The following is a 15,190-nucleotide window of genomic DNA, read 5'->3' on the forward strand; positions in this document are numbered from 1 at the left end:
CGGCAAACAGCGGACATTCCCGGACGTTTTACGGGGATGGGGCCGCTCATGCTTGTCTGGTCCGGCCAGGCGGTGTCCCTCGTGGGAAGCGCGGCGGTCAGGTTCGCTTTCATCATCAAGGTGTGGTCCACCGGCGAACAGGCCACCGCGGTCACGGCACTCTCGCTGTGCGCTTTGCTGCCGCAGGCGGTGTTCAGTCCCATTGCGGGCGCAATTGTCGACCGCATCACCAAACGGGCCGCACTGCAAATAGCGGACGCGGGTGGATTCCTCGTCGTCGGCGTACTCGCCCTCCTTCACTATCTCGGCGCGCTCCAGTCGTGGCAGATCTATCCGGCCACCCTGCTGCTCGGGATCTGCGCGGCCTTCCAGTTCCCGGCCCTGTCCTCCGCCGTCCCGCTGCTCGTCCGCAAGGACCAGCTGGGCCGCGCCAACGGGCTGCTGGCGGGCGCCAAGAGCGCCGCCGGCATCGGCGGGCCTGCGCTGGGCGGTCTGATGGTCGCCGTCTTCGGCATCGGCCCCACCCTCCTGGTCGACCTGACGAGCTACGCCTTCGCCCTGGTCGGTATCCGGCTGGTCCGGCTGACCGGCGACAAGGCCGCTCCCCGGACCGCGGACGGCCACGGCGGGCCGCTGCGCAGGATCACCGTCGAGGCGGTCGCGGGGCTGCGCTACCTCTTCCGGATACCCAGCCTGCGCGATCTGATCGTCAACTTCTGTGTCGTCAACCTGGTGATGGTCTTCGGCTTCGCGGTCATCCAGCCGATGGTGCTGCTGCGGGCGGGCAACGCCGAACTCGCCGTCGTGAACAGCGCGATCGGCATCGGCGGAGTCGCCGGCGCGCTGCTCATGGCCGCCTGGGGCGGACCCGGGAACCGGGGCCGGGGCATGATGCTCGGCGTCGTCGGCATGTGTCTGTCCGCGCTGATCGTGATGGCGCTCGTGGACGGTGTGATCGGCTGGAGCCTCGCCATCCTGGTCGGCGCGCTGCTGATGACGACGGTCAACTCCTCGATGCAGGCCATCGTGCAGACCAAGGTCCCCCAGGAGTGGCAGGGCCGGGTCTTCGGCGCGGTGATGTTCCTGTCGCAGATCTCCGTCCCGCTGGCCACGGCGGTCTCCGGCCCGCTCGCCGACCACTTCTTCGAGCCGCAGGCGGCCGACGGTTCCGGTCTCTTCACGGTCCTGGGCCCGCTGCTCGGTGACGGCCCCGGCACCGGCATGGCGGCCATGCTGCTCCTCGCCGGCGTCGCCGGAACCGCGGTGGCGCTGTGGGGCCTGGCCAGCCGCTCGATCAGGGACATCGACGTCCTGCTCCCCGATGTCGACGCGCAGGACGAGCCGGCCGCGTGGGAAGAGCCGGCCGCGCAGGAAGAGCCGGCCGCGAAGGAAGCACCGGCAGCCGCGACTGCCGCGGTGCCTGTCGTGGGCGACGCGAGCGCCGCGCTCGACCGGACCGGCGTGCCCGCCATGACCACCCCGACCACCCCGACCGACCTGGCCGCTGCGGCCGACGACACCGACGACAGCCGCGACAGGCGAGGTGAGCGCGATGAAGTGCGTGCATGAGCTGTTCGAGGAGCAGGTGGTGCGGGCCCCGGGGGCGACCGCGCTCATACACGGTGACGAACGGCTGAGCTACGCCGAACTCGACGCGCGGGCCGACCGGATGGCGGGCCTGCTCGGCGCGCGCGGAGTGCGGCGCGGCGACACCGTCGGCGTCTATCTGGAGCGCTCCGCGGAGCTGGTCGTGGCGGTCCTCGGCGTCCTCAAGGCCGGCGCCGGATACGTGATGCTCGACCCGGACTTCCCGGACGAGCGGCTGCGCGCGATGGCGGCGGACGCCGGGGTCGCGGTCGTGCTGTCGTCCCGGGTTGCGGCGCCGGTCGCGGACACGGCACCGGGGAGCGAGGTGTCCGCACGCTTCGGGTCCGGCCCCGTTCCGCCCGTGGGTGCCGAGGCCGGTCCGCCCGCCGGTCTCGGCGGCCGGCCGGTGTACGTCGAAGACGCCCTGACGGCAAGGCCGTTGGGGCGCGGCGCGGTGGCCGTAGGGCCCGACGACATCGCGTGCGTGATGTTCACCTCCGGCTCGACAGGGCGCCCCAAGGGCATCGCCGCACCGCATCGCGCGGTGACGTCCACGCTGACCGGGCAGGACTTCGCGTCCTTCGGGCCCGGCGCCGTATGGCTCCAGTGCGCGCCGCTGTCCTGGGACGCGTTCGCCCTGGAGCTGTGGGGCCCGCTGATGAACGGCGGCCGGTGCGTCCTGCACCCGGGGCGCCGGCCCGAACCCTTCGTGATCGCCCGGCTGGTCGCCGAGCACGGCATCACGTCCATGTATCTGTCGGCGTCGCTGTTCAACGTGATCGTCGACGAGTACCCGCGGGCGATCGAGGGACTGAGGGAACTCATCGTCGGCGGGGAGGCCCTGTCCGCCCCGCATGTGGCCCGCACCCTGGAACGCCTACCGGGACTGCGGCTGAGCAACGGCTACGGCCCCGTCGAGTGCATGGTCTTCCTCACCGTCCATCCCGTCACCCCGGACGACGTGGCGGCCGGCGGCCCCGTACCGATCGGCCGTCCGCTGGCCGGCAAGCGGCTGTACGTCCTCGACGAACGGCTCGCCCCGGTCCCGGACGGCACCACGGGCGAGTTGTACGCCGCCGGTGCGGCCGTCGCCCGGGACTACCGCGGGCAGCCCGGCCTCACCGCCGAACGCTTCGTCGCCGCCCCCTCCGGCGAGCGCGTGTACCGCACCGGCGACCTCGTGCGGCGCCGCCCGGACGGGGTCCTGGAGTATCTGGGCCGGGCCGACAGCCAGGTGAAGATACGCGGCTTCCGGGTCGAGCCCGGCGAGACGGAGAGCGTGCTGGTCCGCCACCCGGACATCGAGCGGGCGGCCGTCGTCGCCCACGAACACCCGGACGGGGACCGCCAGTTGACCGCGTACGTCGTACCGCGCGGCGGCCGGGAGCAGGCCCCGCCGGACAGCGACCTGCGTGCGTACGCCCGTGCCGTCCTCGCCGCCTACCTGGTGCCCGCCGCCTTCGTCCCGCTGGACGCCCTGCCCCTGACCCCCAGCGGAAAGCTGGACCGCGCGTCCCTGCCGGACCCGGTCGCCGGGCCCACCGGCCGCGCGCCCCTGCGCGATCCGGCCCCCGGGCCCACGGCCGAACCCGCCCCGCCCGCCGGCCCGCCGACCGCCACCGTACGGGCGCTGTGCGGGCTCTTCGCCCAGGTCCTGCGGGCCGAAGAGGTCGGCCCCGACGACGACTTCTTCGCGCTGGGCGGCCACTCCCTGCTGGCGGCCCGGCTGCTCGGCCGGATCCACGCGGTGCTCGGCGCCGAGACGGACATCCGCACCTTCTTCGAGGCGCGCACACCGGCGCGGCTCGCACCCCATGTGGAGGCGGCCCGCGGGAGCGCCCCGCGGCCCGCCCCCGACGCGAGTCCGGGCCCCGCCCACGGAGCCGCCGGCGCGCTCCCGGTCTCCCACGCCCAGCACCGGCTGTGGTTCCTCGACCGGATCGGCGCCGGCAGCGCGTACAACCTGCCGATGCTCGTACGGCTGCGGGGCGACGTCGACGTGGCCGCGCTGGGTGACGCCCTGAACCTCGTCGCCGAACGCCACGACGTCCTGCGCACCGTCTTCGACGAGGTGGACGGCGCGCCGGTACGGCGGGTCCTGACGGGCGAGGCGGGGAGGCCGCCCTTTCACCAAGTCACCCTGTCTGAAAGGGAGTTGACCGAGGACATCGCCGCCGAAGCGGCGCACCGCTTCGATCTGCGGACCGAACTCCCCGTTCGCGCGACGCTGTTCACCACGCGGGAGCGCCCGGACGAGCACGCGCTGCTGGTGCTCGTCCATCACATCGCCGGCGACGGCTGGTCGCTGCGCCCGCTCTTCCGCGACCTGTCGCACGCCTACGCGGCCCGCACGCGGGGGGAGGGCGGCGGCCCGCGGCCGCTCGCCGTCCCGTACGCGGAACACGCGCGCCGGCTGCTCGACCGGCTCGGCTCGCCGGCCGACCCGCACTCCCTGGCGGCACGGCAGCTCACGTACTGGCAGAAGGAGCTGGACGGGCTCGCGGTCGACGGCCCGCTGCTGCCGCGCCGCCGGGAGCGGCCCGCCGTGCCGGGTCCCGCGGCCGGGACCGTCGTACGGCGGCTGGACGCGACGGCCCATGCCCGGCTCGTCGACTCCGCACGTGCCCAGGGCGCCACCCTCTTCATGGCGCTGCACGCCGCTCTGGTCACCGCGCTGGTGAGGGCCGGCGCGGACGAGGACACCGCGGTCGGCGCGCCGTTCGCCGGGCGGGCCGGTGACGGGAGCGTCGAGGACGTCGTCGGGTTCTTCGTCAACATGCTGGTGCTGCGCACCGACGCCTCCGGGGACCCGACCGCGGGCGAACTGCTGGCCCGGGTCAAGGACACCGACCTGGCCGCGTTCACCCACCAGGACGTGCCGTTCGAGGAGGTGGTCGGCGCGCTCAACCCGGCCCGCGCCCCGGGCCGGCAGCCCTTCACGGACGTGGTGCTCGCGCTGCAGAACAACGCGCGCGCCGAAGTCGCCCTGCCCGGCGCCGACTCGGGCGTCGAGGTGGTGCGCACCGGGGCCGCGCGTTTCGAGCTGCTGGTCGACGTGAGCGACGCGACCGGGCCCGGCGGCACCCCGGAGGGTCTGACCCTGACGTTCGAGTACCGCGCCGACTCCCTGGAGCGGGCGTTCGTCGACTGGCTCGCGGACGCGCTCGTGCACGCCCTGGAGAGCGCCGCGGTCGCTCCCGGGACCCGTATCTCGCGGCTCGGCCTGGCCGATCCGCCCCGACGTGCCGACGAGCGCGACCGGATCGTGCTCCCGGTGCGGGAGAGTGCCGCCCCCGCCGGGGGCGACCGTCCCAGGACCGCCGCCGAGCAGGAGGCCGCCGCTGTCTGGTGCGACGTCCTCGGGCTGCCGGACGTCGGTCTGCACGACGACTTCTTCGCGCTCGGCGGCAACTCGCTGCGCGCCGTGCGGGTCGCGGCCCGACTCAGCACCGACGGCCGACCGGTCACCGCGGCCCAGCTCTTCGCCGCCCCGACCCTCGCCGCACTCGCCGCCGAGCTGGAGCGGGCCGCGGCCCGGCCCACGCCCGCCCCGGCCGCCATTCCCCGACGCCCGCGCGTGCCGCGCCGGCCGGATCCGCAGCCCCACGGCAGCACGAACCAGAAGGAGAGGCAGTGGACCTCAGCGTGATGTTCTTCGGTGCGGACAGCACCGCCGGTGAGACGCGGCACGCGCAGACGTACGAGGACATCCTCACCGTCGCCCGGACCGCGGACCGGCTCGGCTTCCACGCCGTCTGGACCCCCGAACGCCACTTCCAGCAGGTAGGGCAGGTCTTCCCCAGCCCGCCGGTGCTCAGCGCGGCGCTCGCCGTCGCCACCGAACGGATCCAGATCCGCACGGGCAGCGTCGTCCTGCCGCTGCACCACCCGCTGCGCGTCGCCGAGGACTGGGCGGTCGTGGACAACCTCTCGCACGGCCGCGTCGGTCTGTCCGTGGCCACCGGCTGGCACTCCGCCGATTTCACCCTCGCCCCCGGCCACTACGCCGACCGCCGGGAACGCACCATGAGCACCATCCCCGTACTGCGGTCGCTGTGGGCGGGGGAGAGCGCCGAGTACCCCGACGGCACCGGCGCGCCCGTCGCCGTCCTGCCGCAGCCGCGGCCCGTGCAGGAGACCCTGCCGCTGTGGGTCACCACCTCGGGCAACCCGGAGACCTGGGAGGCGGCCGGCCGGCTGCGCGCCGGCGTGCTCGGCGCGACCGTCGGACAGACCCGCGACGAGCTCACCGAGAAGATCACCCGGTACCGGGCGGCCTGCGCCGCCGCCCCCGACCAGCGGGGCACCGACGCGCACGGCCGGGTGACGCTGATGGCGCACACCTACGTCGGTGAGGACGACGCGGAGGTACGCCGCCTGGCGGGCGCGCCGCTGAAGACGTATCTCGCCTCCTACGTCCGGCAGACCGCGGCCAACCGTGCGGCCGACCCCGGCACCGTGCGGCTCACCGACGAACAGACCGCGCTGCTCGCCGAGTTCGCCTTCGAGCGCTATCTGAGCTGGGGCAGTCTCCTCGGCTCCCCGGGCCACTGCGCCAAGATGCTCGCCGATCTGGCGGACCTGGGCGTCGACGAGATCGCCTGCTTCATCGACTTCGGCCTCGGCCGGGACCACGTACTCGCCGGCCTGAACCGCCTGGCCGAACTGAAAGAGACCGTCCGATGAGCGCCCCGACGACCAGCCCCACCGTGACCGCTGCCCCCGCCGCTGCCCCCTCTTCGGCTCCGTCCCTCGGGGACCGTTTCGGCGCGCTGGGCAGCGATCAGCGGGTGCGGCTGATGCGACGGATGGTGGAGGCCGGGCGGTCCCGGGAGGTGCCCGCCGTGGTGCCGCCGCGCGACACCGGACGGCCGGCGCGGCTGAGCCCGGCGCAGCAGGACCTGTGGGTGTACGAGACGCTCTATCCCGGGACCCCGGCGCTCAACCTGTGCTGTGCCTACCACTTCGACCAGCCCGTGGAGCCGGCGCATCTGGCGGCGGCGCTGACGCTGATCCAGCGGCACCACGACATCCTGCGCACCCGGATCAGCACGGGGGACGACGGCGAACTGCGCGTCGACTTCCCCGAGGACGGCCCCTTCGTGCTGGAGCGCGAGGACCTGCGCGGCACCGGAACCGGCATCGGCGAGGCCTTCCGCTCCTTCCGCGGCCGGCCCTACGACCTCGGCCGGGACAAGCTGATCCGGGCCCGGTTCGTCCAGGTCGACGAGCGGCGCTCGACGCTGATGCTGAGCCTGCACCACATCATCACCGACTGGTGGTCGTTCGACGTGCTGCAGACCGAGTTCGCGGAGGCGTACCGGGCCGTGCGCGAGGGCACCGAACCGCGGCTGACCCGGCCGGCCATCCAGTACGCCGACTTCTCCGCCTGGCAGGGCGAGTTGCAGGAGTCCGGTGTCTTCGGGGCGCGGCTCGACTTCTGGCGCCGCTACCTCGCCGACCTGCCCGGTCCGCTCACCGTGCCGGGCAGCGGCCCCGCCGCCGGCCCGAGCGCGGACGGGGGCGAACACGGCGACGGCATCGTGCACATCCCGCTGCGCATCGACGCCCCCACCGCGCGAGCCGTGCGCACCCTCGCCAGGGAGCGCGGTGCCTCCGTCTACGTCGTCCTGATGGCCGTCTTCGCCGTCCTCGCACACCGGGTGAGCGGCGCCGACGACCTGGTCCTCGGCACCCCCATCGCCAACCGCGCCGCCAAGGGCCTCGACCAGGTCATCGGGTACGTCATGAACGCCGTGCCGACCCGCTGGCGGGTGCGGCCCGACAGCTCCTTCGCCGACGTCCTGGCCCGGTTCGCCGTCGACTTCCCCGACCTGATGGCCAACGCGGACATCCCGGTCGGCCGGATCGTCTCCGCCACCGCCCCCGAGCGCAGCGCCGGCCGGTCCCCGCTGTTCCAGTGGGTGTTCATGCACCTGACGCAGCAGCCGAGCATTCCCGCCGTACGGGAGTTCGCCGAGCCGGAGCGCATCCACACCGGCGGCGAGCACGACCTCGTGGGCGTCGTGAAGGACAGCGGCGACGGCATGGAGGGCCACTTCGAGATCCGCACGGACACCTTCTCCGCCGAGGCGGTGGCCCGCTGGGCCGAGTGCTACGTCGAGCTGATCCACCAGGTCACCGCCGACCCCGACCGCCTCGTCGGAGAGCTCGACCCGGTGCCCGCCGCGATGCGGCAGCGGCTGCTCGCCGGCTCGGCCGGACCCGCCGCGCCCGAGCCCGCCTCGCTGCCCGACCTGGTGGCCGCGCAGGCCGCCCGCACCCCGCACGCGGTGGCCCTGGAGACGGCCGGCACGACCCTGACGTACGCCCAACTCGTCGAACGAGTCGACCGGTTGGCCGCTCACCTCGTCCGGCGCGGCGCGGGTCCCGGTCGGATCGTGGCGCTGGCCCTGGGCCGCGGCACGGACTGGCCGGTGGCCGCGCTGGCCGTCCAGCGGACGGGCGCCGCCCACCTCCCGCTCGACCCCGAGCACCCCGCGGAGCGCCTCGCCCGCACGCTCGCCGCCGCCGCGCCCGTCCTCCTCGTCACCGGCGCGGAAGGGCTGCCGGTGGAGACGGACGTGCCCCGCCTCGTCCTGGACGAGCGGGTGTACGAGGAGATCCCGGAGGACGCGGGCCGGTCGCTGCCCGCCCTGCCGCTGGACCAGGCCCTGCCCGCCTATGTCATCCACACCTCCGGTTCGACCGGCGCCCCCAAAGGCGTGGTCGTGCCGCACACGGGGCTGGCCGCGCTGATGCGCACGTTTGCGGCGGAGGTCGCGCTGGACGGCTCCAGCCGGGTGCTCCAGCTCGGGTCGCCGACGTTCGACATCTCCGTCGGTGAGATGTGCCTGGCCTTCGGCTCGGGCGGCGCCCTGGTCCTGCCGCCCGCGGGACCGCTGGTCGGCGACGAGCTCGGACGGGTGCTGACCGGCCGGAACATCACCTGCGCGTTCGTACCGCCGTCCGTCCTGGCGACCGTGCCCGAGGGCCCCTATCCCGCCCTGCGCACCCTCGTCGTGGGCGCCGAGTCCTGCCCGCCCGACCTGGTGTCCCGCTGGACCGCCGACGGCCGCCGCCTGCACAACGCGTACGGGCCCACCGAGTCCACCGTCGTCGCGACCGTGTCCGGGCCGCTGGCCGCCGACGGCACCGCCCCGCCCATCGGCACCCCCGTGGCCGGCACCGACGCCCGCCTCCTCGACGAGCGGCTGCGCCCGGTCCCGGCCGGGGTGAGCGGCGAGCTGTACCTGGCGGGGGCCGCGCTGGCCCACGGCTACCTCGGCCGGCCCGACCTGACCGCCGAACGGTTCGTCGCCGACCCGTACGGGCCGCCCGGCAGCCGGATGTACCGCACCGGCGACCTGGCCTTCCGCGACGACGACGGCACCACGCACTATCTGGGCCGCGGCGACGAGCAGGTGAAGCTGCGCGGGCTGCGCATCGAGCCGGGCGAGATCGCGGCCGCACTCGCCGAACACCCCTCGGTGGACCGGGCGGTGGCCGTCCTGCGGGAGGGCCGCTGCGGCCGGCCGCAGCTGGTCGCCTACGCCGTACCGGTCGCAGGTCACCTGCTCGACCCGGACACCCTGCTCGCGCACGCCGCGGCACGGCTGCCCGCCGGCATGGTCCCCACCGATGTCGTCCCCCTCGACACGCTGCCCCTGACCACCAGCGGCAAGGTCGACCGGGCCGCCCTGCCCGCGCCCGCCGAACGGGACGCGGACGACGGCCGGGCCCCGGCGACCGGACGCGAGAAGACGCTCTGCGCACTGTTCGCGGAGGTCCTGGGCACCGAACAGGCCGCCGTGGACGACGACTTCTTCCGGCTCGGCGGCGACAGCATCATGGCCATCCAGCTGGCCTCCCGCGCCTCGGCCGCGGGGCTCGTCCTGACCCCCCGGGACGTGTTCACCGTACGGACACCGGCCCGGCTCGCCGTGCTGGCGCGGACGCCCGCCGAGGCCGGCCCCGACGACGAGCGGGACACCGGGGAGGGCCGCCTCCCGCTCACCCCGGTGATGCACTGGTGGCGCGAACAGGGCGCCGACACCGGGACGTTCACCCAGTCCATGGTGTTCCCGGTGCCGCCCGGCCTCGACCTGGAGCGGATCCGCGCGGCCGTCCGCGGTCTGGCCGGGCGACACGCGGCCCTGCGGATGCGGCTGCTGCGCGACGATTCCGGCTGGGAACTGGAGGTGCCGGAAGGCCCGCCGACGGACCCGGCCGACGGGTGGGCCGTACGCGTGGCAGTGCCCGCCACCACGGAACCCGGCACGCTGGCCGAGGAGTTGGCGCGCAGGGCGGTGCTGCGGCCGGAGGACGGCGAGATGCTGCGGGCCGTCTGGCTCGACGCCGGGCCCGGGCGCCAGGGACTGCTGCTGCTCACCGTGCACCATCTGGCCGTCGACGGCGTGTCCTGGCGGGTCCTCGGCCCCGAGCTGGCCGAGGCGCTCACCGCTCCGTCCTCCGGCGACACCCCGGCCGAGGCCCATAAGGGCACCTCCTTCACCCGCTGGGCGCGGGAGCTGTCGCGTGAGACGGAGCACCTTGCCGACGAAGTGGGCTGGTGGACCAGGCAGTTGACCGGCCCGGACATCCGGATCGCCGGGGGGCGCGGGGCCGGGGAACGGCGCGCGACCGTCACCGTCGAACTGGACGCGGAGCTCACCCGCAGCGCGCTCGTCACGCTGCCCGGCGCGTTCAACTGCGGTGCCGACGCCGTCCTGCTCACCGCCCTGACGGCCGCCGCCGTGCGGTACCGGGGTGCCGGCTCGGCCCTGCTGGTCCATCTGGAGGGCCACGGACGTGAACCGCTCTCGGTGCCCGTGGACGTGTCCCGGACCGTCGGCTGGTTCACCACGCAGTACCCGGTCCGCCTCGACATCGGCGCCTGGTCCGAAGGGCGGGCGGGGGAGTCCCTGGAACGCGTGAAGGAACAGCTGCGGGCGGTCCCGTCCGGCGGCCTCGGCTGGGGCGTCCTGCGCCACCTCAGTCCCGTCGCGGGACCCGCGCTCGCCGCGCTGCCCGCACCCGACGTGCGGTTCAACTACCTGGGGCGGCTCGGCGGCGGCGACGCGGCGGGCGGCCGGCTGCTCGAACCCGGCCCCGACGCGATGCCGCTCGGCCACGCCCTGGAAGTGGACACGATGGCCCACGAGGAGGCCGGCGAACTGCGCCTGGAAGCCAGCTTCTCCTACGCGCCCGGCGTGTTCACCGAGGACGAGGTACGGCTGCTCGCCCGGCGGTGGACCGAGGCGCTCACCGCGCTCGCCGCGCGGACCGCACCGGGCGGCACCGACGGCCCCGCACCGTCCGACTTCCCACTGGTCGACCTGACCAGTGACCAACTCGCGCTGCTGGAGGGCGGCATGGACTTCGGTGACCTCGACGACGAGGGCGGCTTCGACGGCCCCCGCCGACCCGACGGCTTCGGTGCCTTCGACTCCGACGAGTTCGAGGCGTACGACGACGAGGAGGCAGGCCGATGAGCGGGCGCATCGCGGACGTACTCCCGCTCTCCCCCGTCCAGGAGGGCCTGCTCTTCCACGCCCTGCGGGACACCGGGGGACCCGACCCCTATCTGGTCCAGGCCCGCTTCCGGATCGGCCCCTCCGTCGACGCGGCCGCCGTGCGCGCCGGGGTGGACGGGCTCCTGGCACGGCACCCCAACCTGCGCGCCTGCTTCCGGCACAAGCGCCTCAACCGGCCCGTGCAGATCGTCCCGCAGTCCGCCCCGGTGCCCTGGCGGGAGGCGGACCTGACGGGCCTCACGCCCGCCGAAGTGAGCGACCGCACCGAGGAGTTGACGCGCCAGGACGCGCGGCGCCGCTTCGATCTGTCGCGTCCGCCCCTGGTGCGCGCCCTGTTGGTACGCCACGACACGGGCGCCGAACTGATCCTGGCCGTCCACCACATCCTCATCGACGGCTGGTCCCTGCCCCTGCTGGAACGGGACCTGGCCGACCTGGTCGGGGGCCGGCCGCTGCCGCCGCCCGCGCCGTACCGGGACTACCTGGTGTGGCTGAGCGGCCAGGACCAGCGCAAGGCCGACGCGGCCTGGTGCGAGGCCCTCGAAGGACTCGACCGGCCCGCCCTGCTCGCGCCCACCGCACCCGACGGAGCGGCGGACCGCACGCAGGTGCGACTGCCCGCCGAACTCACCGCGGCCCTGACCCGGCGCGCCGCCGAGGCGGGCGTCACCCTCAACACCCTGGTCCAGACGGCCTGGTCGCTGGTGCTCGCCCGGATGACCGGCGCACGGGACGTGGTATTCGGCGCGGTCGTCTCGGGGCGCCCGCACGACCTCCCCGGCGTCGAGAACATGGCCGGCCTGTTCATCAACACCCTGCCCGTACGGATCCGGCTGCGCGAGGGGGAGAGCGTCGGCGCCCTCCTCGCCCGCGTCCAGGACGAACAGTCCCGGCTGGTGATCCACCAGCACGCCCGGCTCGCCGAGGTGCAGCGCACGGTCGGCGCGGGTGAACTCTTCGACACGGTCCTGGCGTTCGAGAACTTCCCGCAGCGCGCCGAGGACCAGGCAGGCCCCGACGAGGTGTGCCTGCTCGGGGTCACCGATGCGACGCACTACCCGGTGACGCTCGCGGTCGCCGTGGCCGAGCGGATGCTGCTGTCGGTGAGCTGCCGCCGGGGTGTCCCGGCGGACGCGGTCGCCGGCCGCATGGTGCGCGTCTTCGAGGAGCTGGCAGGCGACCCCGGGCGCCCCGCGGACCGGCTCGATGTCCTGCCCGACGCCGAGAGCCGGCTGCTGCTCGACCTGGCCGCGGGCCCGGACCGACCGGCCGCCGAACCGCCCACGATCGCGGGCCGGTTCGCCGCGCAGGCCGCCCGGACCCCGCACGCGCCCGCCGTCGAATCCGCCGGCGACGTCCTGACGTACGCCTGTCTCGACGCCGAGTCGGACCGGATCGCCGGCCGGCTGGCCGAGGCCGGGGTGGTGCCCGGCGACACGGTGGGCCTCCTGCTGCCCCGCTCGCCGTCGCAGATCGTCGCCCAGCTCGCCGTGCTCAAGGCGGGCGGCAGCTGGCTCCCGCTGGACGCGAAGCAGCCACCGGAGCGGCTGGCCAGGCTCACGTCCGCAGCGTCGGTCCGGGTGGTCCTCACGCTGGGCGGGGCGAGGACGGAACTGCCCGCCCACGCCGTGCTGCTGGACGTCGTCGAGGAGGGCGGCGGCCGGGACTTCCGCGCCGTGCAGACCCACCCCGACGCGGCCGCCTGCGTCCTGCACACCTCCGGTTCCACCGGTGAACCCAAGGGAGTCGTCGTCCCCCAGCGGGCCATCGTCGAGCTCGCCGCCGACAGCCGCTTCCGGGGAGCCGCGCACCGCCGGGTCCTGCTGCACAGCCCGTACACCTTCGACTCGATGACGTACGAGGTGTGGATCCCGCTGCTGAACGGCGGGACCGTGGTCGTGGCCCCGGCCGGGCCCGTCACGCCCGAGCTGCTCGGGCGCGTGGTGCCCGAGCAGGGGATCACCGCGCTGTTCCTCACCCCCGAACTCCTGCGCACCGTCGCCGAGATCGCGCCGGAGTCGCTCGCCGGGCTGCACGAGGTGTGGGCCGGCGGTGACGTGCTCGCGTCCGGGACCGTGCGCCGGATGCGGGAGCACTGCCCCGGCACGACCGTCGTCAACGGCTACGGGCCCACCGAGACCACGGTGTTCGCCACCGCCCACACCGCGTCGGCGGACACCGACACCGTGCCCGTGGGCCGCCCGCTGGACAACACCCGCGGCTATGTCCTCGACGACCGGCTGCGCCCGCTGCCGGCCGGCAGCGTGGGCGAGCTGTATGTCGCCGGCAGCGGACTCGCCCGGGGCTACCTCGGGCAGCCGGGCCAGACCGCCGAACGGTTCGTCGCCGACCCGTTCGGGCCGCCGGGATCCCGGATGTACCGCACCGGCGACCTGGCCCGCTGGACCCCGGACGGCGTCCTGGAGTTCGCCGGCCGCGCCGACGACCAGATCAAGGTCCGCGGCTTCCGCGTCGAACCGGCCGAGGTCGAAGCCGCCCTGGCCGGCTGCCCCGGCGTCACCCGCGCGGTCGTCGCCGCCCGCCGCGACGCGACCGGCGGCAAACGCCTGGCGGCGTGGCTGGTGCTGGCGGATCCATCGGCTGGAGCGACCGGAGCGACCGGAGCGACCGGAGCGACCGGAGCGGCCGGAGCGGCCGGAGGGGGCGGGGCGGTCGGAGCGGCCGGACCGGCCGGGGCGGTCGGACCGGCCAGACCGGCCGGAGTCGGGAAGGGCGCCGGTGCCGTCGAGGCCGGCCCGGCTTCGGCGATCGGCGACGACGGGGTGGCCGGGGGCGACTCCTGGGGCGAGGTCCTGGCCCGGGTGCGCCGGTACGCCGCCCGGCGGCTGCCCGCACATCTCGTGCCGTCCGTGTGGGCCCGTATCGACCAGGTCCCGCTCACCCGGCACGGCAAGGTCGACCGGGACGCGCTTCCGGAGCCCGGGCCCGCGGGCACGGCGACCGGGGTGCGGGAGGCGGGCAGCGCCCGGGAGCGGGAACTGTGCGCGCTCTTCGGCGAAGTGCTCGGCCTGCCGGAGGTGGGCCCCGACACCGACTTCTTCGCGTCCGGCGGCCACTCCCTGACCGCTATGCGGCTGACGTCGAAGGTCGAGGCGGCCCTGGACGTACGGGTCCCGCTGGCCACGCTCTTCGACGCCCCGACCCCGGCCGCGCTCGCCGCCCGGCTCGACGGCGGCACCGGCGCCCGCCCGGCCGGCTCCCGGGCCGACGACAGCCTGGCCCCGGTGCTCACCCTGCGCGCGGGCGACGGCGGCACCCCGCTCTTCTGCCTGCATCCGGGCCTCGGTCTCGGCTGGTCGTTCGCCGCCCTGCTGCGCCACCTCGACCCGGCCCGGCCGGTGCACGCCCTGCAGAGCCCCGCGCTGCTGCGCGGGGCGGACGAGCTGCCCGGCACGATGGGCGAGCTGGCGGACAGCTACGCCGCACGCATCCGCGCCCTCCAGCCGCACGGCCCGTATCTGCTGGTCGGCCGCTCCTTCGGCGGCCCGCTCGGCTACGAGATCGCGGTGCGGCTGCGCAACGCGGGCGAGGAGATCGGGCTGCTCGCGGTGCTGGACGCGATGCCCAAACCGCCCGAGGTGTCCCGCACCCCGCTGACCGCGTCCGTGGTCGAGCACGAGGTGCTGCGCCTTCTGCTGCGCACCCACGCGCCCGCACTGCCGCTGCCGCCGGGTGAGCTGGTCCGGGCGGAGTCGTTCGCCGCGGTCCGCCGCAGCGAGCACGCCTTCGACGGACTGGACGACGCGCGGCTGCACGCCATGGCCGACGCCGGCGCGCACCACATCCGCCTGGCACGGGCCTGGCAGCCGTCCCCGTACGACGGCCCGCTGATCCTCTTCTCCGCCACGCACGACTCCGAGGCGCCCACGGCCGAGAAGGCCGCCGCCTGGCGGCGCGGCGGCGCCGCGGTCGAGGTGCGCGAACTGGCCTGCACCCACAGCGACGTGCTCACTCCGGGACCGGCGGCCGAGATCGGCGCCGTCCTCGAATCCGCCCTGCGCACCGCCCGACCGACCACCCGACAGACCGCCCTCCAGGGGGACTGA

The 15,190-nt window shown here is 75.0% G+C and carries 5 protein-coding genes; all 5 read left to right on the plus strand.

The window, feature by feature from the left end; translation table 11 throughout:
• Window positions 1-48 precede the first annotated feature (48 nt).
• Genes ACFWM2_RS13215 through ACFWM2_RS13235 form a run of 5 tightly spaced genes read left to right on the plus strand, consistent with a single transcriptional unit; the run spans window position 49 to window position 15,190 of the window.
• A complete protein-coding gene (locus tag ACFWM2_RS13215; RefSeq protein ID WP_383277466.1) occupies window positions 49-1,569 on the plus strand; it encodes an MFS transporter in 1,521 nt (506 codons plus the stop codon).
• A complete protein-coding gene (locus ACFWM2_RS13220; RefSeq protein ID WP_383277469.1) occupies window positions 1,553-5,236 on the plus strand; it encodes an amino acid adenylation domain-containing protein in 3,684 nt (1,227 codons plus the stop codon). Before ACFWM2_RS13215 ends, ACFWM2_RS13220 begins: the two co-directional genes overlap by 17 nt.
• Window positions 5,221-6,273: a MupA/Atu3671 family FMN-dependent luciferase-like monooxygenase gene (locus ACFWM2_RS13225; protein ID WP_383277472.1), complete on the plus strand. Its 1,053-nt coding sequence runs from the start codon at window positions 5,221-5,223 to the stop codon at window positions 6,271-6,273. The genes ACFWM2_RS13220 and ACFWM2_RS13225 overlap by 16 nt, the downstream gene beginning before the upstream one ends.
• Window positions 6,270-11,081, plus strand: coding sequence for an amino acid adenylation domain-containing protein (locus tag ACFWM2_RS13230; RefSeq protein WP_383277475.1), 4,812 nt, complete (start codon window positions 6,270-6,272; stop codon window positions 11,079-11,081). The genes ACFWM2_RS13225 and ACFWM2_RS13230 overlap by 4 nt, the downstream gene beginning before the upstream one ends.
• Window positions 11,078-15,190: an amino acid adenylation domain-containing protein gene (locus ACFWM2_RS13235; RefSeq protein ID WP_383277478.1), complete on the plus strand. Its 4,113-nt coding sequence runs from the start codon at window positions 11,078-11,080 to the stop codon at window positions 15,188-15,190. Before ACFWM2_RS13230 ends, ACFWM2_RS13235 begins: the two co-directional genes overlap by 4 nt.

Source organism: Streptomyces sp. NPDC058371, assembly GCF_042723265.1.
Classification (GTDB): domain Bacteria; phylum Actinomycetota; class Actinomycetes; order Streptomycetales; family Streptomycetaceae; genus Streptomyces.